This is a genomic window from Streptomyces sp. NBC_01198 (genome assembly GCF_036010485.1).
GTDB lineage: Bacteria > Actinomycetota > Actinomycetes > Streptomycetales > Streptomycetaceae > Actinacidiphila.
This window is the reverse complement of sequence record NZ_CP108568.1, coordinates 5,093,453-5,111,646: the sequence shown is the minus strand read 5'-3', so window position 1 is coordinate 5,111,646 and position 18,194 is coordinate 5,093,453. Positions and strand designations below refer to the sequence as shown.

General features: G+C 73.0%; 17 protein-coding genes. 5 read left to right on the top strand and 12 right to left on the bottom strand.

The features are described from left to right. The first annotated feature begins 36 nt into the window (after positions 1 to 36). The 4 genes from OG702_RS22885 (at position 37) to OG702_RS22870 (ending at position 3,147) form a co-directional block, all read left to right on the top strand. Complete coding sequence (locus OG702_RS22885; protein ID WP_327290789.1) at positions 37 to 1,014, top strand: ribose-phosphate diphosphokinase; 978 nt, start codon at positions 37 to 39, stop codon at positions 1,012 to 1,014. A 218-nt stretch (positions 1,015 to 1,232) separates the two neighbouring features. Beyond that, positions 1,233 to 1,859 carry a 50S ribosomal protein L25/general stress protein Ctc gene (locus tag OG702_RS22880; RefSeq protein WP_327290788.1) on the top strand — a complete coding sequence of 209 codons (627 nt, stop codon included), beginning with the start codon at positions 1,233 to 1,235 and terminating at the stop codon, positions 1,857 to 1,859. A gap of 137 nt (positions 1,860 to 1,996) precedes the next feature. Next, entirely contained in the window at positions 1,997 to 2,590 is a 594-nt protein-coding gene (gene pth / locus OG702_RS22875; RefSeq protein ID WP_327290787.1) for an aminoacyl-tRNA hydrolase, read from the top strand. 62 nt (positions 2,591 to 2,652) lie between these two features. Continuing rightward, positions 2,653 to 3,147, top strand: coding sequence for a hypothetical protein (locus OG702_RS22870; RefSeq protein WP_327290786.1), 495 nt, complete (start codon positions 2,653 to 2,655; stop codon positions 3,145 to 3,147). Positions 3,148 to 3,206: 59 nt separating this feature from the next. On the opposite strand, the gene OG702_RS22865 is transcribed toward OG702_RS22870, so the two are convergent. After that, complete coding sequence (locus tag OG702_RS22865; RefSeq protein ID WP_327290785.1) at positions 3,207 to 4,028, bottom strand: trans-aconitate 2-methyltransferase; 822 nt, start codon at positions 4,026 to 4,028, stop codon at positions 3,207 to 3,209. Between the two features lie 135 nt (positions 4,029 to 4,163). Between OG702_RS22865 and tamR the strand changes: the two genes are divergently transcribed. Further along, a complete protein-coding gene (tamR, locus tag OG702_RS22860; protein ID WP_327290784.1) occupies positions 4,164 to 4,661 on the top strand; it encodes a MarR family transcriptional regulator TamR in 498 nt (165 codons plus the stop codon). On the opposite strand, the gene OG702_RS22855 is transcribed toward tamR, so the two are convergent. The 11 genes from OG702_RS22855 to OG702_RS22805 form a co-directional block, all read right to left on the bottom strand. Beyond that, entirely contained in the window at positions 4,620 to 5,417 is a 798-nt protein-coding gene (locus OG702_RS22855) for a response regulator transcription factor (RefSeq protein ID WP_327290783.1), read from the bottom strand. The genes tamR and OG702_RS22855 overlap by 42 nt on opposite strands. Before the next feature lie 296 nt (positions 5,418 to 5,713). Beyond that, positions 5,714 to 6,844 carry a galactokinase gene (galK, locus tag OG702_RS22850; protein ID WP_327290782.1) on the bottom strand — a complete coding sequence of 377 codons (1,131 nt, stop codon included), beginning with the start codon at positions 6,842 to 6,844 and terminating at the stop codon, positions 5,714 to 5,716. Further along, positions 6,841 to 7,821 (bottom strand): UDP-glucose 4-epimerase GalE, encoded by a 981-nt coding sequence (gene galE / locus OG702_RS22845; protein WP_327290781.1) that lies wholly within the window; start codon positions 7,819 to 7,821, stop codon positions 6,841 to 6,843. The genes galK and galE overlap by 4 nt, the downstream gene beginning before the upstream one ends. Beyond that, positions 7,818 to 8,870 carry a galactose-1-phosphate uridylyltransferase gene (gene galT, locus OG702_RS22840; protein ID WP_327290780.1) on the bottom strand — a complete coding sequence of 351 codons (1,053 nt, stop codon included), beginning with the start codon at positions 8,868 to 8,870 and terminating at the stop codon, positions 7,818 to 7,820. Before galT ends, galE begins: the two co-directional genes overlap by 4 nt. A 298-nt stretch (positions 8,871 to 9,168) precedes the next feature. Then, on the bottom strand, positions 9,169 to 9,846 hold the full coding sequence (locus OG702_RS22835; RefSeq protein ID WP_327293334.1) for a helix-turn-helix transcriptional regulator: 678 nt from the start codon (positions 9,844 to 9,846) through the stop codon (positions 9,169 to 9,171). Positions 9,847 to 10,086: 240 nt separating this feature from the next. Beyond that, positions 10,087 to 11,877 (bottom strand): outer membrane protein assembly factor BamB family protein, encoded by a 1,791-nt coding sequence (locus OG702_RS22830; RefSeq protein WP_327290779.1) that lies wholly within the window; start codon positions 11,875 to 11,877, stop codon positions 10,087 to 10,089. 150 nt (positions 11,878 to 12,027) lie between these two features. Next, complete coding sequence (locus OG702_RS22825) at positions 12,028 to 13,821, bottom strand: ABC-F family ATP-binding cassette domain-containing protein (protein WP_327293333.1); 1,794 nt, start codon at positions 13,819 to 13,821, stop codon at positions 12,028 to 12,030. Positions 13,822 to 14,200: 379 nt separating this feature from the next. Further along, complete coding sequence (locus OG702_RS22820) at positions 14,201 to 15,106, bottom strand: 4-(cytidine 5'-diphospho)-2-C-methyl-D-erythritol kinase (RefSeq protein WP_327290778.1); 906 nt, start codon at positions 15,104 to 15,106, stop codon at positions 14,201 to 14,203. 23 nt (positions 15,107 to 15,129) lie between these two features. Further along, positions 15,130 to 15,987, bottom strand: a complete 858-nt coding sequence (gene rsmA / locus OG702_RS22815) for a 16S rRNA (adenine(1518)-N(6)/adenine(1519)-N(6))-dimethyltransferase RsmA (protein WP_327290777.1) — start codon at positions 15,985 to 15,987, stop codon at positions 15,130 to 15,132. A 79-nt stretch (positions 15,988 to 16,066) separates the two neighbouring features. Beyond that, on the bottom strand, positions 16,067 to 17,221 hold the full coding sequence (locus OG702_RS22810; protein ID WP_327290775.1) for a ubiquitin-like domain-containing protein: 1,155 nt from the start codon (positions 17,219 to 17,221) through the stop codon (positions 16,067 to 16,069). A gap of 46 nt (positions 17,222 to 17,267) precedes the next feature. Then, complete coding sequence (locus OG702_RS22805; RefSeq protein WP_327290773.1) at positions 17,268 to 18,143, bottom strand: TatD family hydrolase; 876 nt, start codon at positions 18,141 to 18,143, stop codon at positions 17,268 to 17,270. Between the last annotated feature and the right edge of the window lie 51 nt (positions 18,144 to 18,194).

The window sequence follows — 18,194 nt, the reverse complement described above, 5'->3', positions numbered from 1 at the left end:
TGTCGAACACCAGTCGAACACCAAGGAGACGGTGCAGTGACCGGGATCAAGACGACCGGTGAGAAGAAGTTGATGCTCTTCTCCGGCCGCGCCCACCCCGATCTGGCGGAGGCGGTGGCACGGGAACTCGGCGTCGAGCTGGTGCCGACCAAGGCTTTCGACTTCGCCAACGGCGAGATCTATGTGCGGTTCCAGGAGTCGGCGCGCGGCGCCGACTGCTTTTTGATCCAGAGCCACACCCGACCCATCAACCAGTGGATCATGGAGCAGCTGATCATGCTGGACGCCCTGAAGAGGGCTTCGGCGCGCAGCATCACCGTGATCGTCCCCTTCTACGGCTACGCCCGGCAGGACAAGAAGCACCGCGGCCGCGAGCCGATCTCGGCCCGGCTGATCGCCGACCTGTTCAAGACGGCCGGCGCCGACCGCATCCTGACCGTCGACCTGCACACCGACCAGATCCAGGGCTTCTTCGACGGCCCGGTCGACCACCTGTTCGCGCTGCCGATACTGGCCGACTACGTGGGCTCCAAGGTCGACCGCAACAAGCTGACCGTCGTCTCGCCGGACGCCGGCCGGGTCAGGGTCGCCGACCGCTGGTGCGACCGGCTCGGCGCCCCGCTCGCGATCGTGCACAAGCGCCGCGACCCGGACGTCGCCAACCAGGTGAAGGTCCATGAGGTCGTCGGCGACGTCAAGGGCCGGGTCTGCGTCCTGGTCGACGACATGATCGACACCGGCGGTACGATCTGCGCCGCCGCCGACGCGCTGTTCGCCAACGGCGCCGAGGACGTCATCGTCACCGCCACCCACGGCGTGCTGTCCGGGCCCGCCGCCGACCGGCTGAAGAACTCCAAGGTCAGCGAGTTCATCCTGACCGACACGCTGCCGACCCCCGGCGAGCTGAACCTCGACAAGATCACCGTGCTGTCGATGGCGCCGACCATCGCCAACGCCGTGCGCGAGGTCTTCGAGGACGGCTCGGTGACCAGCCTGTTCGAGGACTCGCAGTAAGGCCGCGCCGCAGAACCGGTCCGCCGCCACGGCGGGCCGCCGATCGATTTCGTCCGGGGCCTCCCCGCCGGTTACGCTGTCCGCGTTGCTCGGCGAGGGAGGCCCCGGACGTTCGTCGGTCCGGACCCGGCTCCGTAATCGACGCGCTCCTCGTAACTGTGGATCGGCCCGTCGGGGCCGGGCGACCGTACCGTCTGCCACCACGAGGAGTGAACCTCATGTCCGAGGTCAAGATCGTCGCCCAGCTGCGCACCGAGTTCGGCAAGGGCGCCGCCCGCCGGATCCGCCGTTCCAACCAGGTCCCCGCCGTCGTCTACGGCCACGGTGCCGACCCCAAGCACGTCTCCGTCCCCGGCCACGAGCTGCTGCTCGCGCTGCGCACCGCGAACGTCCTGATCGCGCTGGACATCGACGGCAAGTCCGAGCTGGTCATCCCCAAGGCCGTGCAGCGCGACCCGCTGAAGGGCTTCATCGAGCACGCCGACCTGCTGTCGGTCAAGCGCGGCGAGAAGGTCACCGTCGAGATCCCGGTCAGCACCGAGGGCGAGCTGGCCCCCGGCGGCAACCTGCTCGAGCACGTGCTCAACACCCTGCCGGTCGAGGCCGAGGCCACCCACATCCCCGAGGGTGTCACCGTCGACGTCGAGGGCCTGGAGGCCGGCGCCTCCATCCTCGCCAAGGACATCACGCTGCCCAAGGGCACCACGCTGGCCGTCGACGAGGACGCCGTCGTGATCCAGGTCGTGGCCGCGCAGGCCGAGGCCGTCGACGAGACCGAGGACGAGGAGGCCGCCGAGGACGCGGCCGCCGCCCCCGCCGAGGACGCCGAGTCCGAAGAGGCCTGACCCGGCACTCCCGGCCAGCCTCCCGGCCGCCGTCGTACCCTGCGGGGTGCGGCGGCGGCCGTGCGTTCCGTCGCGGCCCGCCGGGGACGCCCGCAGACCTGCCCGCAGACCCGCCCGCCCGAGACCTGGAGACGTGGATGAGCGACAGCACAGCGCCCTGGCTGGTGGCCGGCCTGGGCAATCCGGGGCCCGAATACGCGGCCAACCGGCACAACATCGGCTTCATGGTCGCCGACCTGCTGGCCGAGCGGATCGGCGGGCGCTTCAAGCGGTCGGGCAGGGCGCAGGCCCAGGTCGTGGAGGGCCGGATCGGCCCGCCGGGACCCGCGAGCCACCGGGTGGTGCTGGCCAAGCCGATGACGTTCATGAACCTGTCCGGCGGGCCGGTGACCGCGCTCAGGGACTTCTACAAGGTGCCCACCGAGCGGATCATCGCCGTCCACGACGAGCTGGACATCCCCTACCCCACGCTGCGGCTCAAGCTCGGCGGCGGCGACAACGGCCACAACGGGCTGAAGTCGATCACCAAGTCGCTCGGCCCCGACTACCTGCGGGTGCGGGCCGGCATCGGCCGCCCGCCCGGCCGGATGGACGTGGCCGCCTTCGTGCTCAAGGACTTCTCCGCGACCGAGCGCAAGGAGCTGGACTGGTTCGTGGACCGCGCCGCCGACGCGGTCGAGGCGCTGATCGCGGACGGCCTGGAGCGCGCGCAGGGCACCTACAACAGCTGACCGCGGCCCCCCGGGACTGCCACGTTTGACCGGACGGCATGCCATGGCCAAAGATCGCCCGCATGGTCAAACGGAGCCGTTCCCGCCGGGTGGCGGAGGGCGCTTGGGGACTGGTGCTGCTGGCGCGGGCGGTCGGTGTCACCGTGGTGGTGGCGCTGCTGCTGGTGTCCGGCGCCTGGGACTCCTGGCGGACCGCCCAGCATGTGATGCTCACCAAGGGCCGCGAACGCGGCACGATGACGCTGGTCAGCTGCGGCGACTCCGTCTGCACCGGGCCCTTCGCCCCCAAGGGCACGGCCGTCGCCCGCGACCGGGTCACCGTCAGCCTGCCGATCCGGCACACGGTCGGCGCGAGAATACCCGTCGCCGTCAAGCCGGGCACCGACAAGGTGGTCAGGGCCGGATGGGGCCGCATCCTCTTCGCCTGGGTCCCCTTCGGCGGCGCCCTGCTGCTGTCCGCCGTCGTGCTGGCCGGCGGCCTGCGCATGCGCCGCACCGCCTGGACCTTCGGCGCCCTCGGCGCGGCCCTGGTGGTGGGCGCCTTCCTCACGCTGTAGCCGCCGGACCCGGAGCGGTCCGCCCCCGGCCCTGACGGGCGCGGGGGCGGCCGGCGGGGTCAGCCGCCCGCGGTCCTGGCGACGGCGAAGATCCGGCGGAAGGGGAAGACCGTGCCGTGCGGCCCCGGCGGATACGCCTTGCGCAGCAGGTCGCGGTACTGGCCGACGAATTCGCGCGCCGCGCCCGGGTCGTCGTCGAGCGCGGTCAGCACCGGGCGCAGGGCGGTGCCCTTGGTCCACTCGAGCACCGGGTCCTCGCCCTGCAGCAGCTGCACGTAGGTGGACTCCCAGACGTCCACCTCCTGGCAGCCGAGCACGGTGAGGCGTTCCAGATACTCCGCCGGGCTGAGGATGTGGACGTAGCGGCGGCCGTGCCCGTCCAGCCGGCCGCGCCACTGCGGTGTGTCGCACAGCTCGGCGAGCAGCGCGTGGCTCGGCGCGGTGAAGTTGCCGGGGACCTGGAAGGCCAGGGCGCCGCCGGGGCTGAGGTGGTCGAGCCAGTCGCCGAAGCGGTCGGCGTGGCCAGGCACCCACTGGAGCGCGGCGTTGGAGACGATCAGGTCGTACGGCTCGTCCGGCGTCCACTCGGCGGCATCGGCCCGGCGGAAGTCCAGGGTGCCGCCGCCCGGGGTGGGCCCGGCGTGGTCGGCGGCCGCGGCCAGCATCTCGCGGGAGCTGTCGAGCCCGGTGATACGGGCGGCCGGCCAGCGCTCGGCGAGCAGCGCCGTGACGTTGCCGGGGCCGCAGCCGACGTCGGCGATCCGGGGGCTGTCACCGCCTGGCAGTCCGTTGATCCGGGTGAGGAGATCGAGAAACGGGCGGGTGCGGTGGGTCGCGTGCCGGAGATACTGGTGGGGATCCCACGTCGGGGCTGCGTGCATCGTTCGTACTCCCTGGGTGGTACGGAACCGCTGCCGAAACGGAGGGCGACGTTCTGCCTTCCGCTTCCAGGCTCCTCCCATCGATATCTTGATGTCAAGAGACTTCATATCGACAGACCTATTACACTGATCTCCATGGAGGACGAGGTCGACCGGCTGGTCGCTGCATGGCGCCGAGAGCGCCCCGACCTCGACGTCGAGCCGCTTGAGGTGCTCAGCCGGGTCAGCAGGCTCGCCAGGCATCTGGACCGGGCCCGGCGGCTGGCTTTCTCGGAGCACAGCCTGGAGCCCTGGGAGTTCGACGTGCTCACCGCGCTGCGCCGCGCGGGGACGCCGTATCAGCTCTCGCCGGGCCAGTTGCTCACCCAGACGCTGGTCACCTCGGGCACGATGACCAACCGGATCGACCGCCTCGCCGAGAAGCGGCTGGTCGAACGGCTGCCCGACCCCTCGGACCGGCGCGGGGTGCTGGTCAGGCTCACCCCGGCCGGCCGGGACCGCGCCGACCGGGCGCTGGCCGGCCTGCTCGCCCAGGAACGCGCCATCCTGGGCGAGCTCAGCCAGGCCCAGCGGGCCGAACTGGCGGCGCTGCTACGACAGCTGACCGCGCCTTTCGACAACATCCCCGGCTGAGGGGACCAGCTCCACCGGACCCACACCGGCCCGCCGGGCCAGTGCCACGGCGGCGAGCGTGGAGTGCACGCCGAGCTTGCCCAGCACGTTCTGCATGTGGGTGCGGACCGTGTGCGGGGACAGGAACAGCCGCTCGGCGACCGCCTTGCGGCCGAGGCCCGCGACCATGCAGCGCAGCACCTCCTGCTCGCGCGGCGTCAGCGACTCGACCAGCTGCTCGCTCTCGGTGCGGTGCCTGCGGGCCGCGGTCAGCTCGCGCAGGACGCCGGTCAGCAGGGCGGGCGGCAGATGCGTCTCGTCCCGCAGCACCCCGCGCACCACGGCCAGCAGCCGGGACAGCGAGCAGTCCTTGGCCACCCAGCCGGACGCCCCCGCCTGCAGCGCGCACGCGGCGCGGTGCGGGTCGTCGCGCTCGGCCAGCACCACCGTACGGGTGCCCAGGTGCTCGGCACGGACCCGTTCGACCAGCGCGAGGCCGTCGATGACGGGGTCGCGCGGCTCGACGCGGCGCTGCTCCGACAGCGGCGGCACGGCGGCCAGTTGGGGCCGGTCGCGCGGACCTGTGCCCAGGTCCGCGTCGACCAGCAGGACGTCGTAGCGCCTGCCGTCGACCGCGGCGCGGTCCAGACAGCGCTGAGCGGCGGGCCCGCTGCCCGCCGCTGACACGTCGACGTCGGATTCCGCCGCGAGTGCGGCGGCGAGCGACTCGGCGAAGATGCGATGGTCATCGACGACGAGCACGCGGATTCGTCCCACGGACACCACTCCCGCTGTACGGCTCTCCCCCAGTGGCGGGGCGTCATCGCGTGGGATCCGGCACCCGTGGCGGGGCCGCCGCCCCGGTCACGGATGCCGAATCCCGTGCGTCTCGCCCCCTGATGAGCGCCGGCCCCCACCGGCGCTGTGGGAAAAGCGTAGGGGCTTCCCCGGAGATTGGCGCCGTCTTGGCGGAAGTTGCCCGTCCGGGCGGCTCAACAGCGTCAGCAGGGGCTTTTCGGAGCACGTTCCAGTGCCGTTTCCGGGTCTGTGGTCCGTACCTTTCCGACGATCCGTCAGGAAAGCCGGTACGCGCCCGGTGACGGAGTGGCCGGGAAGACGCGGACAGCCGGGAGCGCGGCCTGCACGGCCGCGGTGACGGCTGCGGCGTCGGCCGCGCCCGCCAGGACCACCGCGGAGCCGCCGAAGCCGCCGCCGGTCATCCTGGCCCCGAGCGCGCCGGCCGCCAGCGCCGTGTCGACCACGAGGTCGAGCTCCGGGCAGGACACCTGGAAGTCGTCGCGCAGCGACCGGTGGCCGGCGGTGAGGACCGGCCCGATGTCCCGGATGCGCCCGGCGTCGAGCAGGCCGATGACCTCCTCGACGCGGGCGTTCTCGGTGACGACGTGCCGGGTGAGGCGGCGCAGCCGCTCGTCGGCGAGTGCGTCCAGGGCCGCGTCCAGCCCGCCGGCCGGCAGGTCGCGCAGCGAGGACAGGCCGAGCTCGGCGGCCGCGGCCTCGCAGCCGGCCCGCAGCGCGGCATAGGCACCGTCGGAGTGGGCGTGCTTGACCCGGGTGTCGGCCACCAGCAGCGTCAGGTCCTGGCCCGCCAGGTCCAGCGGCACCTGGCGCTGTTGGAGGCCGCGTACGTCGAGGTGCAGCGCGTGGCCCTCGGTGCAGCACGCGGACGCGGTCTGGTCCATGACGCCGACGGGCGCGCCGACGTAGACGTTCTCCGAGCGCTGGCAGAGCAGTGCGAGATCCTGCCGGCTCATCTCGACACCGTGCAGGTCGCCGAGGGCGAGCGCGGTGACCACCTGCAGCGCGGCGGAGGAGGACAGGCCGCCGCCGACCGGGACGGTGCTCTCGTAGTGGATGTCCGCGCCGCCGACCGGGTGCCCCGCTTCGCGCAGCGTCCACAGCACCGCGGCCGGGTAGGTGGCCCAGCCGGCCGCGACACCGGGGGCGAGGTCGTCGATCCGCAGCTCGACGGCGCCGCCGTCCATGTCGGCGGAGTGCACCCGCAGCAGGCCGTCGTCGCGGCGCGCGACGGCGGCCCTGGTGGTCTGCGGGAGCGCGAAGGGCAGCACGTGCCCGTCGTTGTAGTCGGTGTGCTCGCCGATCAGGTTCACCCGTCCGGGTGCGGCCCAACTGCCCTCAGGCGCCCGCCCGAAGACGTCCTTGAAAGCTATGCCGAGGTCCGTCATCGTGCGTCCTCCCCGAGGGATTGGGCGAAGGTCCAGGCGTCGCGGACGATGTCCGCGAGGTCGGTGCGGGTGGGCGACCAGCCGAGCCGGTCGTGCGCGCGCTGGGCGGAGGCGACCAGCGCGGCGGGGTCGCCGGCCCGGCGCGGCTCGGCGGTCTCCGGGATCGGGTGCCCGGTGACGCGCCGCACGGTGTCGATGACGTCGCGGACGGAGAACCCGCTGCCGTTGCCGAGGTTGCAGATGAGGTGCTCGCCCGCGGCCGCGTGGTCGAGCGCCAGCAGGTGCGCCTCGGCGAGGTCGGCGACGTGGATGTAGTCGCGCAGGCAGGTGCCGTCGGGTGTCGGGTAGTCCTCGCCGTAGACCGCGATGGCGTCCCTGCGGCCCTGGGCGACCTGCAGGACCAGCGGGATCAGGTGCGACTCGGGGTGGTGCCGCTCGCCGTACCTGCCGTACGCGCCCGCCACGTTGAAGTACCGCAGCGACACCGCGGCCAGGCCGTGAGCGGCGCATTCGCCGCCGATCATGTGGTCGACGGCGAGCTTGGTGGCGCCGTAGGGGTTGGTGGGCGCGGTGACGGCGTCCTCGGTGATCGGGACGTGCGCGGGCTCGCCGTAGGTGGCGGCGGTGGAGGAGAAGACCAGCGTACGGACCCGTGACTCGCGCATGGCGTCGAGCAGTTCGAGGGTGCCGCCGACGTTGTTGCGCCAGTACTTCGCCGGGTCGGCGACCGACTCGCCGACCTGCGAGGACGCGGCGAAGTGCAGCACCGCGTCATAGGAGCCGTCGAGCACCTTGGCCGCGTCCTGGACCCGGCCCTCCACGAAGTCCGCGCCGTCCGGCACCCCTTCGCGGAAGCCGGTGGACAGGTCGTCGAGCACCGTCACCTGGTGCCCGGCGGCCAGCAGATGGGCGCCGACCACCGAACCGACGTATCCGGCTCCACCGGTGACCAGCAGCTTCCTGGGGCTCTCACTCACTGGCTCGCTACCTCTCGCAGTCGCAGCGCGGCGGCCTCCGGCGGCACGTCGTTGATGAACGCGCCCATGCCCGATTCGGACCCCGCAAGGAACTTCAGCTTGCCCGATGTGCGGCGAATCGTGAAAAGCTCCAGATGCAGCCCGAACTCGCGTCGCGCCGGCTCGTCGAAGGGCGCCTGGTGCCAGCCGGAGATGTACGGCGTGGGCGGCTGGCCGGGGCCGAAGATCCGGTCGAAGCGGCGCAGCAGCTCCAGGTAGACGCGCGGGAATTCGGCGCGCGCCTCCTCGTCCAGCGCGAGCAGGTCGGGCACCCGGCGGCGCGGGAAGAGGTGCACCTCGTACGGCCAGTGGGCGGCGTGCGGGACGAACGCGGTCCAGTGCTCGCCGGCCAGCACGATCCGCCGGCCGTCGGCGGTCTCGTCGGCGAGCACGTCGTCGAAGAGGTTGCGGCCGGTGCGCTCGCGGTGCTCGGCGAGGGAGCGCAGCATCAGGGAGGTGCGCGGGGTGACGAACGGGTAGCCGTAGATCTGGCCGTGCGGGTGGCCGAGGGTGACGCCGATCTCCTTGCCGCGGTTCTCGAAGGGGAAGACCTGGACGACGCCCGGCAGTTGGGACAGCTCCCGGGTGCGGTCGATCCAGGCGTCGAGCACCAGGCGGGCGCGGGCCTCGGTGAGGTCGGCGAAGGAGGCGTCGTGGTCGGAGGTGAAGCAGACCACCTCGCAGCGCCCGGCGCCGCCCGCCAGCGAGGGGAAGCGGTTCTCGAAGACGACGACCTCGTAGTCGGTGTCGGGTATCTCGCTGAGCCGGCCCTCCCGCGAGGGGCACAGCGGGCACTCGTCGGCCGGCGGGTGGTAGGTGCGGCCCTGGCGGTGCGAGGCGATGGCCACGGTGTCGCCCAGCAGGCGGTCGTGGCGCAGCTCGGAGTGGGTGGCGACGGGCTCCAGCGGACGGCGGTCGACGGCGTCACGGACGACGGTGTCTGCCGTGTCGTCGGCGTCGTAGTAGATCAGTTCGCGGCCGTCCGCGAGCCGGGTCGTCGTCTTCTTCACCCTGCAGACCCCTCACACCACAATCACCCAACATAACCGCACACAATGAATCATGACACAACAGTGCAGTCAATGCGCGAGGGCAGGTCAAGTTGACTTCGTGAGCGCTATGGAAAGCCGCGTCCGTTTCGGGCACAAACAAACAAAGCCGAACAGATGAGTGACTGCCGCGGCCGGCGGCGGAGCGAACCGGCGCGCTGACCAGTCGTCCGCGCGGGGCGGGGGGCCGGACGGACGGCGGCCGGGCGGGGGCGGGGGACTGACGGCGGCTGGCCGGCCGCGCGGGCGGCCGGTGCGCTCAGCGCGGTCCCGGGGCCGCCGCGCGGTCGAGCAGGCCGGTGCGGGCGGCCAGCGCCGCCGCTTCCAGCCGGGAGCCCACCCCCAGCTTCATCAGCACCCGCTGCACATGCGTGCGCGCGGTGCTGGGGGCTATCCGCATCCCGGCGGCGATCAGCCGGGTGTCCTCGCCCTCGGCGACCCGCACCAGCACCTCGATCTCGCGCGGGGTCAGCAGTTCGAGCAGCCGCGTGCCCTCGTCGTCCGGCTGCTGCGCCGGGTTGAGCAGCTCGGCGAAGGCGCCCTGCAGCAGCGGCTGCGCCACCGCGACCTCGCCGGCCCTGGCCTTGGCCATGGCCCGCTCCACGCCTTCGATGCGCTCGTCGTGCCGTACGTAGCCGGACGCGCCGGCCGCGAAGGCCGCCGCGATCCCCCGCGGGTCGGGCACCGGGCCGAGCACGACCACCGCGACGCCGGGCCGCTCCCGCCTGATCCTGGCGACCGTGTCGAAGGCGCCGGGCTCCGCGGGCGCCGCCGTCCCGAACAGGCACACCTCGGGGGAACGGGTCAGCACCAGCTCCGCCGCCCCGCCCGCCGGCGCGGACGCGGCCAGCACGCGGTGTCCCCGCAGCTTGAGCGCCGAGGCCAACGCCTCGGCGAGCAGCCGGTGGTCGTCGACCACGACGAGGCGTACGCCCATGTCGGCCATCCCCCATCCCCCCGGGGGTCCGCTCCGCCGCCGCCCCCGTTCCCTGTCCATACCGCGCCAGAACCGGTCCCAACCGCGCCCCCGAGCGGTATGGTCCCAGGCCGCGAAGCTACACGCTTGCCCCATGGCCGCGCGCCCCGAACCGGCAGAAATTTCCGGGAATTCCGGACTGCCTGCCGGCAGGGGGCGCGCGGGTGGACGCCGGGTGCGCCGGCCGGGCCGGCGCAGCCGTCAGTGGAAGTCGATCAGATACTTCTCGTCGTCGTTGCCCTCGTAGACGGTGTGCGCGGCCACGTAGAAGTGGCCGTTGTGCCAGTAGGGGTAGTTCTCCAGATCGGACAGGTCGATGTGGTCGTGGGCGCCGTCGGCGAACGTCGCGAACTTCTTCATCGCGCCGGTCGCCGGGTCGATGGTGACCAGCTGCCCCGCCACGTCGTAGTCCGGCGGCTCCACGGCGAGCACCTGGCCGTCCACGAAGTCCAGGCCCTGGATGGCCTGCTTGTCGGCCGGCTTGGCGACCCACTTCTGCTTGCCGTCACTGGTGTTGAAGGCGACGATCCCGCTCAGCACCTGGCCCTTGCTGTCGCCCTGGCTGCGCAGCGTCAGGTAGACGGTGTCCTTGCTGACCAGCACGTTGTGCACGTCCTGGGCGCCGTTGTCGCCGACGGAGATGTCGTACTTGTCGGTGCCCAGCGAGATCCTGGACTGCATCCGGCCGTCCGCGACGGTCACGATGTCGGTGGCGTTGCTGTTCTCGGTGCCGAGCACCACCACCACCGGGTCGGTGGACACGATCGCGTTGACCTCGGTGCCGCTCGGCGCCTCCCAGGACCACTTCGCCTTGCCGTGGTTGTCCGGGTCGATGGCCTGGACCTTGTAGGTCTTGTAGTCGCAGTTGACGATCACCACGAACTGGCTGCCGCCGGCGTAGCCGTCGTCCTCGCAGTCCCCGTTGCCGCCCTGCCACAGGATCGCCTGGGTGGACAGCCGGTAGCCGATGGAGCCGCTCAGCCAGTCGACGCCGAGCGTGTCCCCGCTGATCGCCATCTGCGAGTAGTCGAAGTCGGTCTTGCTGCCGGTGCCGCCGGGCAGCGTGGCGGTCCACTTCTGCGTCCCGGTGGTCAGGTCGAAGACCATCACCTGGTTGCAGCTGGGGCCGAACTGGATCGCGGCCAGGTTCTGATACGTGTCCTTGGCCGCCGAGCAGTCGCCACGCGAGGGGGCCGCGAGCGTCCAGGCCGGGTTGCCGGTGGTGACGTCGTAGGCGACGACCTTGTTGATCTCGCTCTTGACCACGTACTTGTCGGTGAACCAGATCCCGAAGACGTACTTGAGGTTGTCCTTCTCGGCGACCGGGTCGGCCGGCTTGTCCCAGCCGAACTGCAGATCGGCGGAGTGCGGTGCGGTGGTCGGGCCGCCGCTGCTTGACTGCGCCGTCGGCTTGGGCCCCGGCTTGTGGTCGCCGCTCCTGGTCGCCAGGAAGACACCGCCGCCGATCACCAGCACCGCCGCCACCACGGCCGCGACGACGATCAGCAGCTTGTTGGTGGACCGCCCGCCACCGGGACCGCCCGGATACTGCGGCTGCCCCGGGTAGCCGTAGGGCCCCTGCGGTGGCACCTGGCCGTACTGCGCCTGGCTCGGATACGGCGGCGGCTGGGCGCCCGCGTACGGCGGAGGCGGGGCGCCGGCGTACGGGGGCGGCGGCACCTGCTGCTGCGGGTACGCCGCCGGGGCCGGTGTCTGCGCGTACGGGTTCTGCGCGGGCGGCACCGGCTGCGCGTACGGGTTGGCGGCGGCCGGCGGCGCGCCTGCGGCCGGGTAGCCGTAACCGCCGGCCGGCGGTGGCGGGGCCTGCGCCGGATAGCCGTATCCGGGCGGCGGGGGCGGGGTCGACGGCTGTTGCTGCGGCGGCTGTTGCTGCGGCTGCTGCTGTGGAGGAACCGGCGGGGGCGGTACCGCTCCGTCTGACGACTTCCCGAACTCGGGCGGGTTGCCTGGCGGCGGGGGCGGCTGCGACATCAGCGGACCTCTTTGAACTCATGTTTGGTTCGGGTTGGCGGAAATTCTTTCTACCACCCGGCACCGTTGCCCCCATGGGCCGCCGCTGTTCCGTTACCGGCCCGCTACACGTTCTCCCCCGCCCGGCCCGGCAACCGCCACGGCCGCCGACTACCCTGCGTCGTCGGCCAGTTCGAGCCAGCGCATCTCCAGGTCCTCGCGCTCCTCGCGCAACGCCCGCAGCTCCGCGTCGATTTCGGCGACCTTCGCGAAGTCGGTCGCGTGCTCGGTGATCCGCGCGTGCAGCACCTTCTCCTTGTCGCCGACCTTGTCCAACTGCCTTTCGATCCGCTGCAGTTCCTTCTTCGCCATCCGGGTGTCGCCGGCCGGTTTCTCCCTGGCCGCCGGCGCCGGCGGCGCCGCGGCCTCGGCGATCGCCCGGCGGCGCTCCAGATACTCGTCCACCCCGCGCGGCAGCATCCGCAGGCTCTGGTCGCCGAGCAGCGCGAAGACCCGGTCGGTGGTGCGCTCCAGGAAGTAGCGGTCGTGGCTGATCACCGCCATCGACCCCGGCCAGCCGTCCAGCAGGTCCTCCAGCTGGGTCAGCGTCTCGATGTCCAGGTCGTTGGTCGGCTCGTCGAGGAACAGCACGTTCGGCTCGTCCATCAGCAGCCGCAGCACTTGCAGCCGGCGGCGCTCACCACCGGACAGGTCGCCGACCGGCGTCCACTGCTTCTCCTTGGTGAAGCCGAACTTCTCGCACAGCTGGCCCGCCGTCAGCTCCCGGCCCTTGCCCAGGTCGACCCGCTGCCGCACCGCCTCCACCGCCTGCAGGACCCGCCAGGTCGGGTCGAGCTCCGCGACCTCCTGCGACAGATACGCCAGCCGCACCGTCTTGCCCACCACGACCCGGCCCGCGGCCGGCTGCACGTCCCCGTCGCTCACCGCGGCGTCGGCGAGCGCCTTGAGCAGCGAGGTCTTGCCCGCGCCGTTCACGCCCACCAGGCCGACCCGGTCACCCGGGCCGAGCTGCCAGGTGATGTGCCGCAGCAACTGCTTCGGCCCGGCCGTGACCGTCACGTCCTCCAGCTCGAAAACGGTCTTGCCGAGACGGGAGTTGGCGAACTTCATCAGCTCCGCGGTGTCACGCGGCGGCGGCACGTCCTCGATCAGCGCGTTCGCCGCCTCGATCCTGAACCGCGGCTTCGACGTACGCGCCGGGGCACCCCTGCGCAGCCACGCCAGCTCCTTGCGGACCAGGTTCTGCCGCTTGGTCTCCTCGGTGGCGGCGATGCGCTCGCGCTCGGCCCGGGCGAAGACGTAGTCGCTGTAACCGCCCTCGTACTCGTAGACCGTGCCGCGCTGCACGTCCCACATCCGGGTGCACACCTGGTCAAGGAACCAGCGGTCGTGCGTCACCACCACCAGCGCGGACCTGCGGGCCCGCAGATGCGCCGCCAGCCAGGCGATGCCCTCCACGTCCAGGTGGTTGGTCGGCTCGTCCAGCACGATCAGGTCCTGCTCGTCGATCAGCAGCTTCGCCAGCGCGATTCGGCGCCGCTCGCCGCCCGACAGCGGGCCGATCACCGTGTCGAGCCCCGCCGGGAACCCCGGCAGGTCCAGCCCGCCGAACAGCCCGGTCAGCACGTCCCTGATCCGGGCGTCCCCCGCCCACTGGTGGTCCGCCCGGTCCCCGACGACCTCGTGCCGCACGGTCGCCGCCGGATCCAGGCTGTCGTGCTGCGTCAGCACGCCCAGCCGCAGGCCGCCCTGATGCGTCACGCGTCCCGCGTCGGGCTCCTCCAGCTTCGCGAGCATCCGCACGAGGGTCGTCTTGCCGTCCCCGTTCCGCCCCACGACCCCGATCCGGTCCCCCTCGGACACGCCCAGCGAGACGGCGTCCAGCAACGCCCTCGTGCCGTACGTCTTGCCGACGGCTTCGACGTTGACCAGGTTGACGGCCACTTCTCGTCTCTCCAAGCGCAGGGGAACAACTCCCCTCAGCCTAATCGCCCCCGCCGCCCCCCTTTTCCCCCCGACCACCCCCGGGGGCGCTCGCCGCCTCCGCCGCCCGGGCTTCCCCCCTTGCCGTGGCGTGCTCACCTGCGGCCCGGTGGGGGCCGAGCGCTCCGTTCTCCCCCAGCGCTCCGCCTGGGGGTACCCCCACACGCCTTGGGGCCTGCGTCTTCCACCGTCGGGGGTTGGTCCCTGCCAGGGGGGCCGCTGCCGCAGAGGGTGAGCGTTTTTCAGGGGCGCGGGGAACGGCGCGACAAGCCACAGCGGCGGGAAAGCAGCGGCGCCACCGCACGTGGCGGTCGACCGAAAAGCCCGGCGCAGCCGGTGTTCAGAGGAGAGTGGCCCCCGGGGCCGGCGAGACGGCCGGGTGGGCCGAGCCCGGAGGGAACGTCGCGGCGAGCGCCGCGGCCCCCGCCGCCGACGGCAGGAGAAACGCACAGGTCGGGCCGGACCCCGAGACGAGCGCGGCAAGCGCCCCCGCACCGAGGCCCGCCGCGAGCGTGCCGGCCAGAGCGGGCCGCAGGCCGACGGACGCGGCCTGCAGGTCGTTGGACAGCGCGGCGCGGAGCGCGACGGCGGACCCCTCCCGCAGCGCCGCGACGAGCGCCGGGTCCGCGGCAGGCGCGGGCAGGTTCGCGGCGAGGTCACTCCCCCCACCGGCCCGCCGCAGGCGATCGCACTCCCGGTAGACGTCCGGCGTCGACAGACCCCCCTCGGCGACGGCGAAGACCCAGTGGAACTCCCCGCCGACCTCCAGCGGCGTCAGGATCTCCCCGCGCCCGGTCCCGAGCGCGGCGCCCCCCACCAGGGAGAACGGCACGTCGCTGCCCAGCTCCGCGCACAGCGCGATCAGCTCATTCCGGGGCGCGCCCAGTCCCCACAGCGCGTCGCAGGCGACCAGCGCGCCCGCCGCGTCGGCGGACCCGCCCGCCATGCCGCCGGCCACCGGGATGTCCTTGTCGATGTGCAGGTGCACGTCCGGCTCGACGCCGTACCGCTTGGCGAGCGCGACCGCCGCCCGGGCCGCGAGGTTCGTCGCGTCGAGCGGGATGCCCGCCACGTCCCGCCCGGCGGCGGTGATCCGCAGCCCGTCCGCCGGGGTGGCGGTGACCTGGTCGTAGAGCCCGACGGCGAGGAAGACGGTGGCGAGGTCGTGGAAGCCGTCGGGGCGGCGGCCGCCGACGGAGAGCTGGACGTTGACCTTGGCGGGCACGCGGACGGTGACGGCGGTCACGGGCGGGGGCTCCTCATCGACGGCTACGGCTTGTGCTCTGCGACGGCGGCGAATTCCTCGACGGTCAGCGCCTCGCCGCGGGCCTGCGGCGACACTCCGGCGGCGACCAGCGCGGACTCCGCCGCGGCGGCGGACCCGGCCCACCCGGCGAGCGCGGCCCGCAGGGTCTTGCGGCGCTGGGCGAAGGCGGCGTCCACCACGGCGAAGACCTCCTGCCGGCTCGCCGTCGTACGCGGCGGGTCGCGCCGCACCAGGGCGACGAGCCCGGAGTCCACGTTGGGCGCGGGCCAGAAGACGCTGCGCCCGATGGCGCCGGCCCGCTTGACGTCGGCGTACCAGTTGGCCTTCACCGAGGGCACACCGTAGACCTTGTTGCCCGGCCCCGCGGCGAGCCGGTCGGCGACCTCGGACTGCACCATGACGAGGGTGCGTTCGATGCCCGGGAACGTCGCGAGCATGTGCAGCAGCACGGGGACGGCGACGTTGTACGGCAGGTTGGCCACGAGGGCGGTGGGCGGCGGGCCCGGGAGCTCGGTGACCGCCATGGCGTCGCCGTGGACCAGGTCGAAGTGGCCGGTCCGGCCGGGCAGCCGGGCCGCGACGGTCGCGGGCAGCGCGGCGGCCAGCACGTCGTCGATCTCGATCGCGGTGACGTGTGCGGCGGCTTCCAGCAGGGCGAGCGTGAGGGAGCCGAGCCCGGGACCGACCTCGACGACCGTGTCGTCGGGCCTGACTCCGGCCGTCCGCACGATCCTGCGTACGGTGTTCGCGTCGATCACGAAGTTCTGCCCGCGCTGCTTCGTCGGCCGCACGCCGAGCGCCGCTGCCAGCTCCCTGACGTCGGCCGGGCCCAACAGGGCGTCGCTCTCAGTGCCACTCACGCGCCCTAGGCTAATCGTTCTCCCCGACGCCCCCGACCCCCCAGGGATCTCCCCGGCCGGCGTCCGGGCGCAGCCGGGGTCAGTCGAAGAGGTGGCGGCCGCACGTCGGCCAGGGCGAGGCGCCACGCGTGGCGTAGAGGCGTTGTGCGCGGACCGTCTGTTCGGCGGGGCTGGCGTTCTGCGGCCGCCCCTGGCCCCCGAGGCTCCGCCAGGTCCGCGTGTCGAACTGGTACAGCCCGCCGTACCGCCCGGACGGGTCCACGACGTGCGCACGCCCGCCCGACTCGCACAGGGCGAGGCCGTGCCAGTCCAGCCCCCCGGCCGCGCGGGAAGACCGTGTGGCCCGTGCGGACGGTGTGGACCGCGACGGCCGCGACGACCGCGACGGGGAGCCGGACCCGCCGACCCGCACCACCTCGGTGACCGGCGGCCGCGTCACCCGGCTGCGCAGGACACGGGTCGAGCGGGGGACGCCGTCGGCCGTGACGACGGCGTAGCGGACCTCGCGCACCCCCGGACGCCCGTGCACGTCCACGACGGTGGATCCGCGGCGCAGCGACGGGTCACGGTGCCGTACGACCCGGTAGGGCACCGGCTCCCGGCGCACGGACCGCGCGGTCCTGATCCGGACGACCGTCAGGGTCAGGCCGTCGCTCGGGAAGGCGGACGCGGCGGGCGAGAGCGTGTCCTCGGGACCGAGGACGAGGCCGGCCTCCGCGACGGCTCCGCGGACGGTGACCGCGTGCGTGCGGACGAGGTGCGCGCGGCCGTCGGCCACCACCGTGACCCGGCGCTGCGTGCGCACGGACAGCGCGAGCCCGAGCCGCCCGATGGCGGCACTCCGCGAGGCGTCCACCTGCGCACCGTCCGCCCGTACGCCGAGCTGCCGCAGCGCGGTGGCCACGGTGGTCGCCGTCGTCCAGACGCGGCGCTGCCGGCCGTCGAGCGTGAGGGTGACCGGGCGGCCGTAGCGTACGGCCACGGCGTCGCCGTCGTGCAGCCGGTGGCCGGGCGCGGGGGCGACGATATCGTGGCCGCCGACCGTGAGGTGCTGCTGCCGCAGGACGCCGGCGACGTCGGCGGCGAAGGTGTGGACCGTCCGCGGCCGGCCGTCGACGCTCAGCCGTACGGTCTTGTCGGCCACCACATACGCCCCGGCGCCGCCGGCGAGCACCGCGACGACGAGGGTCTGCGGTACGAGCTTGCGCGCGCGTCCAGCCAGGTGAATGCTCACGACGCCGGACCTTAAAGCCTAAAAGTGGCGGAAACCCGCATTCACCTCACGTGTCGTAACCGAACGCCCGTGCGGTGTTGGCGGCGACGGCGGCCGCGAGCTGGTCCTCGTCCTCGCCCCTGGCCGCGGCCATCGCGCGCAGCGTGACCGGAATGAGGTAAGGCGCGTTGGGCCGCCCGCGGTAGGGCACGGGGGTCAGGAACGGCGCGTCGGTCTCGACCAGCAGCAGGTCGCGCGGGGCGACGGCGACCGCGTCCCGCAGGTTCTGCGCGGACTTGTAGCTGACGGTCCCGGCGAAGGACAGGTAATAGCCGTGCTCGGCGCAGACTCCGGCCATCTCGGCGTCGCCGGAGTAGCAGTGGAAGACCACCGTGGAGGGCGCCCCCTCCTCCGCGAGGATGCGCAGCACATCGGCGTGGGCGTCCCGGTCGTGGATGACCAGCGCCTTGCCGTGGCGTTTGGCGATGTCGATGTGCCGCCGGAAGGAGTGCTGCTGGTCCTCGACCCCGTCGGGCCCGGTGCGGAAGTAGTCGAGGCCGGTCTCGCCGACCCCGAGGACGTGCGGCAGTGCGGCGAGCGCGTCGATGGCGTCGATCTCGGCGTCCAGCCCCGCCCGGCCGCCGGCGGCGGCGCGGCCCGCCACCCGTGGCGCCTCGTTCGGGTGCAGCGCCACCGTGGCCCAGATCCGGTCCCAGGCGGCGGCGGTCTCCGCGGCCCAGCGCGATCCGGCCAGGTCGCAGCCGACCTGGATCAGCGTGTCGACGCCGACCGCCGCGGCCTGCGCGACGGCGTCCGCGACGCTGCCCGACTGCATGTCGAGGTGGGTGTGGGAGTCGGCGACCGCGACCCGCAGCGGCTCGGGCGCCGGCGGTGCCGGCTGCGCCGCCCGCGACGTCGTCTTCTTGCTGTCCCTGTCTGGCATGCCCCGATCCTAGGGACCGGCCCGGATGGCCGGCGCCGGAGGACCCGGTCG